The organism is Moraxella caprae DSM 19149 (assembly GCF_000426885.1).
Classification (GTDB): Bacteria; Pseudomonadota; Gammaproteobacteria; order Pseudomonadales; family Moraxellaceae; genus Moraxella; species Moraxella caprae.
This window is the reverse complement of record NZ_AUGF01000099.1, coordinates 1-1,853: the sequence shown is the minus strand read 5'-3', so window position 1 is coordinate 1,853 and position 1,853 is coordinate 1. Positions and strand designations below refer to the sequence as shown.

2 protein-coding genes are annotated in these 1,853 nt (G+C 38.2%); both read left to right on the top strand.

The window, feature by feature from the left end:
- The first annotated feature begins 26 nt into the window (after nt 1-26).
- A complete protein-coding gene (locus tag K941_RS0112465) occupies nt 27-443 on the top strand; it encodes a hypothetical protein (protein ID WP_029103847.1) in 417 nt (138 codons plus the stop codon).
- A 993-nt stretch (nt 444-1,436) separates the two neighbouring features.
- On the top strand, nt 1,437-1,817 hold the full coding sequence (locus tag K941_RS16595; RefSeq protein WP_051226070.1) for a hypothetical protein: 381 nt from the start codon (nt 1,437-1,439) through the stop codon (nt 1,815-1,817).
- Nucleotides 1,818-1,853 lie beyond the last annotated feature (36 nt).

Here is a 1,853-nt window from a genome sequence, read left to right as displayed (position 1 = left end):
TTTCACAACGTTAATAAGGAAAACATATGAAAAAACTCTCAATCCTAGCACTAAGTGCTACCGTAGCCATCGCTCCTGCATTTGCAGAGACGACTTCTCATTATACCACACCGAGTGTGGATACACAAACAATTGTATTACCCCAAACAACTGTTTCCACCACAACCCCACAAGTTGACCTATCTTTTGCTTTTGGTGATGCGGAAAATCTGCAAACAAAAGAGATGGCCACCACCGAAATGCAAGAGACGGAGGGGGCGGTTGCTCCTGCGGTTGCTTATGGTATTCGCATGGGGGTCATGGGAACGATTGGTGCTGGTGCAAACGCATGGAATCATTATAGCAATACTGGCAAATGGTCATGGGGAGCTGCTGGTCGTGGCTTTGTTGCTGGTGCTGTTGGAGGCGGTGTTGCTAAATATCTAGGAGGCAAAGGTTGGTAGCATGATAAAAAGTTTTTGTATGTACTTTTTTGTCATGTTAGCTTTCAATTTTGTAATATTTGGCTTGCTAAATGGATTTATTCTAAGAACATTTTTAATGTCATTGGGTATGTCATTTATTGGTAGTTTTTTGTACATCATATTTGATTATTTTGAAGTTTAGCAAGTCATCAACAAACAAACCCAATTGGTTTGTTGGTTTGTTGTTTTTATAAAGTTGTGCACTCCATATATAAAGCCATTGGGTAGTGACTCAAAAAGTATGCTGATACGATTTTCCGTTCGCCCTGAGCTATGCCTACGGGTAGGAAAACCGTTAGGTTTCCCAAGCTCACCACGAACGGTTTTTTAATAGCATACTTTTTAAACTAGAACCTAATAATTTATTGCCAATTTTATTTATAAAAAATTCAAATCGCTCCCTATGTGAGTGGTTTGAATTTTATAAAAACAAAGTGTTATGGTTAAACAAACTATGAAAAAATGCCCTAGCTGTCATAAAAAATGTATCGATGTCTTAGAATATTCTAGCAAGTGCCCTTGTTGTCAAAAAACCGTGCAAACACCAATATTCTTTTCCGCAAGCCTAATGATAGCCTTGATAGCTATGATGTCTGTTGGTGTGTACATAAATAGCTATTTTTTAACGATAATTGGCTTTTTAATGATTGTGGCGTACAAGCTATTTTCCTATCAAATAGATTTGCTATTATTTCCATTGGTGGCTAAAACCAAGCAATAAAAGGGATTTTTATACAAAATATTTTCTATTTGCTTTGTTGGCTCTACCCCTTCTCGCCCACGCCTACCCCTAACGGTCGATGACTTATTGGCGGATAAAATAATAGGTTAAACAGTTTATGAAAAATGCATACTTATTTAAAAAACCCTTTGACAACATAAAAAAACGTACCATAATACCACGCAAGTCAGCACAATCATACTTTATCAAGTCTTGCTGACGGTTTGGACTTGTATTCTTAAGGAATTATGATGAAAAAATTATCAATTTTAGCATTATCAGCTGTTGTGTCTATCGCTCCTGCATTTGCAAAAGTTAATTCTACTGCCACGCCAGCAAAAACAACCACCCAAGAGGTAGACTTGTCTTTTGCTTTTGATGATGTAGAAAATCTGCAAGCAAAAGACATGACGCTTGTAGAAATGCAAGAGACGGAGGGGGCGGTTGCTCCTTTGGTTGCGGTGGGTGTTATGACAGGCACTCGATTTATTGCTCAACGTTGGGTTACTCAAAAAGTTGCTCAAAATATGGTTAAACGTGGAGCAACCAACATCATGGCTCCCAACCGTTCTGTTGCTAAAAAAATTGCAGGAAACAATCCTATCAGAGAATATCACGCTGGCTCTGGTTAGATATACCCATTATCATCTGAACCAAGATAATTAAGA

Coding starts and splice junctions, on each gene's coding strand:
- K941_RS16595 (WP_051226070.1), top strand. CDS start 1,437: ATGAAAAAATTATCAATTTTAGCATTATCAGCTGTTGTGTCTATCGCT.
- K941_RS0112465 (WP_029103847.1), top strand. CDS start 27: ATGAAAAAACTCTCAATCCTAGCACTAAGTGCTACCGTAGCCATCGCT.